Below are 2,993 nucleotides of genomic sequence, written 5' to 3'. Positions count from 1 at the left end.
GCGGCGGCGGGGGGCGCGGTCGGCGCGTCGCGCTTCTTGAAGATCTTGCCGAGGATGTTGCCGAGAATGCTCATGTCCGCTCCTGAGGGGGTGAGCCTGCACAGCGGATGGCGACGGCGACGGTTCCGCCCGCGCTCAGGCAGCGAGCCGCCGCGCGGCGAGCGATAGCGCACAATAAAAGAGGTGGAGACCGCGACCCGAAGGGGAATTCGTTGTGGCTGCTGCCTTCCGGCCCTGACCAGATTGGCGAAACCTTCGCCCGCGATCTCCGAGAGGGGATATGACGATTCCGGCTCGCGGATGCAAGCGGGGGCTTGCTAGATGATGTCATGGCCCTCCCCGTCCTGAACACCTTCGCCGGCGACCCGCTCGATCGGGCCGGCGATCTTCGCAACGATCCGGAGTGGCTGGCCGAACAGGCCGCCAATCCCGAGGCCGTGGCCATGGTGCTGTGGGAGGGCCGGCCCCTGATCGAGGCGGGTTCCGGAAAGGACGGGGGCGAGCCGCGGCTGGCCTGGCTGGCCCTGGGCCACGCCCGCGCCGTGGTTCCGGACCGCGAGCTGTTCCTCGGCCTGTGGAAGGGCGCGCCCTGTTTCGCGGTCGAGGTCGAGGGCTCGGCCGATCCGGCGGCGGGGCCGCTGGCCGGGCTGGGGGCCTTTCACGAGATGCGCGAGGCGGCGGCCCTGCTGCCGGGCCCGGACGCGGCCATGGCGGGGGCGGCCCGGTCGCTGTTCGAATGGCGGCGGCGGCACGGCTTCTGCGCCGCCTGCGGGGTCGAGAGCGAGAACGCGTGCGGCGGCTGGAAGCGCATCTGCCCGGCCTGCGGGGTCGAGCATTTTCCGCGCGTCGATCCGGTGACCATCATGCTGCCGGTGTTCCGGGGCGGCGCCGAGCCGATCTGCCTGCTGGGCCGTCAGGCGGCCTGGCCCGAGGGTCGGATGTCGGCGCTGGCGGGCTTCCTTGAACCCGGCGAGAGCATAGAGGAGGCCTGCGCCCGCGAGATCGCCGAGGAGGCGGGGCTGACGGTGACGGCGGTGCGCTATCACTCCAGCCAGCCGTGGCCCTTCCCGTCGCAGCTGATGATCGGCCTGATCGCCGAGGTCGACAGCATGGACGCCCGGCCCGACCAGACCGAACTGGAGGCGGTGGCCTGGCTGACGCGGGCGGAGGCGGCCGACGTCCTGGCCGGTCGCCATCCCTCGATCAAGGCCCCGCCCCCGATCGCGATCGCCCGGACGCTGTTGCAGGCGTGGGTCGACGGCTTCGAGGTCTGACGCCGTCCCGGCGCAGCCGGCTTCAAGCTTCAGCGTGGCGTGAAGGCCGGCAGGTTCATCACGAAGGACACGACGAATACACAAAGGACACGACGGGGCCGGTGACTGGCTCCGCTCCCGTTGTGCCCTTCGTGAGCCCTTTGTGTTCGTTGTGATGAACCTTCCGGCCTCAGGGCCAGGACTCTCTGATTCCGGCTTCGCCGGCTCGCTAGCGGGCCAGGGCCCGCGCCGCGGCGAGATCGGCCGGATTGTCGACCGACAGGGGCGCTTCATCGATGACGGCCGCCCAGATCTGCAGGCCCATTTCCAGGGCCCTGAGCTGTTCCAGCTTCTCGCGGCGTTCCAGCGGCGACGGCGGGGCGGCGCAGAACCGCTCCAGCGCGGCGCGGCGGTAGCCGTACAGGCCGATGTGACGCCAGATCGGCGCGTCGCCGAACAGGGTCGAGCGGGTGAAATAGAGGGCGCGGCCGTGGCGCTCGCCGTCCGACAGGGCGATCACGGCCTTGACCACGTCCGGATTGGTCCGGTCCGAGGGGGCCGCTTCCGGGGCGATCAGGGTAGCGATGTCGCAGGCGGGCTCGCCGTGCAGCAAGGCGGCGCAGGCCGTGGCCAGGCCCGGGTCGGCGAACGGCATGTCGCCCTGCAGATTGATGACCGCGTCGTGGAGGCCGTCGGGATCGATGACGTCGAGGGCGGCGCGAATGCGGTCCGAGCCGGACGGCAGGTCGGGATCGGTCAGGACGGCGACGCCGCCGTCGGCCTCGATGGCCGCCACGATCTCCGGATCCCCGGCCGCGACGGCGACCGGAAGGCCCGACAGGGCGGCCTGACGGTACGCCCGGACGATCATCGGCACGCCGCCGATATCGGCCAGCGGCTTGTTCGGCAGACGGGTCGCGGCCATGCGCGCGGGGATCAGGATCAGCGGGTTCACGTTCAAGTCCCAGGGCAGACTGTGGGCTGCGACGCTCCGACGACCTTCCGCCGGTTGCGAAGGCCGCGCTAGCGTGTAAGAGACGCCCACGCAAGAATTCGCCCGCCCGTCATACGGTCGGGCCTCGGAAACGGCCAAAAAGAAGGTGAGACGACGCGCATGAGCGGCGATCTGAAGTGGAACAAGATTCTGGGCGCCGGTCTGGCGACCGCCTTCGTCATCATCGGCGTGCAGCAGGTGACCGGCGCGATTTATCACACCGCGGCCCCTGAAAAGATGGGCTATTTCGTCGACGCGCCTGAAGAGGCCGCCGGCGGACCCGCCGAGGTCGTCCTGCCGCCCGACTGGGGCACGATCCTTCCGGCCGCCGATCTGGCCGCCGGCGAGGCCGCCTTCGCGCGCTGCCAGGCCTGTCACAACGCCACCTCGGGCGGGGCGGACGGCATCGGCCCGAATCTGTTCGGCGTGGTCGGCGGCCCGGTCATGCACCGCGCGGGCTTCGCCTATTCGGACGCCATGCAGGCCCACAAGGGCGAGGCTCCGACCTGGGGTCTGGACGAACTGGACCAGTTCCTGACCGCGCCGGGCCGTTACATTCCCGGCACCAAGATGTCGTTCGCCGGCATTCGCGACACCAACACCCGCGTCAATCTGATCGCCTGGCTGCGCAGCCAGGGCTCGGGCGGCATGGCCATCCCCGCGCCGGACCCCGCCCGTCAGCCCGGCGCCGCCCCGGCCGCTCCGGTCGAAGGCGCGGCTCCGGTCGCCGGCGCTGAAGCCGCCGG

The 2,993-nt window shown here is 71.0% G+C and carries 3 protein-coding genes and 1 other RNA gene; 2 read left to right on the top strand and 2 right to left on the bottom strand.

Going from position 1 to position 2,993, the window contains the following annotated elements; genetic code table 11:
* Positions 1-179: 179 nt before the first annotated feature.
* Positions 180-273, bottom strand: an RNA gene (gene ffs, locus WC555_RS15555) — signal recognition particle sRNA small type.
* Between the two features lie 56 nt (positions 274-329).
* Here ffs and nudC point away from each other — a divergent pair.
* Positions 330-1,274: an NAD(+) diphosphatase gene (nudC, locus tag WC555_RS15550; protein ID WP_373255032.1), complete on the top strand. Its 945-nt coding sequence runs from the start codon at positions 330-332 to the stop codon at positions 1,272-1,274.
* Between the two features lie 208 nt (positions 1,275-1,482).
* Here the strand turns inward: nudC and WC555_RS15545 are convergent, their stop codons facing one another.
* Positions 1,483-2,208: a 3-deoxy-manno-octulosonate cytidylyltransferase gene (locus WC555_RS15545; RefSeq protein ID WP_373255031.1), complete on the bottom strand. Its 726-nt coding sequence runs from the start codon at positions 2,206-2,208 to the stop codon at positions 1,483-1,485.
* A 159-nt stretch (positions 2,209-2,367) separates the two neighbouring features.
* Between WC555_RS15545 and WC555_RS15540 the strand changes: the two genes are divergently transcribed.
* On the top strand, positions 2,368-2,993 hold a 626-nt coding region (locus WC555_RS15540; RefSeq protein WP_373255030.1), incomplete at its 3' end, for a cytochrome c family protein.

Origin of the sequence: Brevundimonas sp. (genome assembly GCF_041648615.1) — a bacterium.
Taxonomy (GTDB): Bacteria; Pseudomonadota; Alphaproteobacteria; order Caulobacterales; family Caulobacteraceae; genus Brevundimonas.
Note: the sequence above shows the minus strand (reverse complement) of the source record. Positions and strands in the feature narration are given on the sequence as shown.

Bases quoted from the DNA above. Each gene is read 5' to 3' on its own strand.
- nudC (WP_373255032.1), top strand. From the start codon at position 330: ATGGCCCTCCCCGTCCTGAACACCTTCGCCGGCGACCCGCTCGATCGG.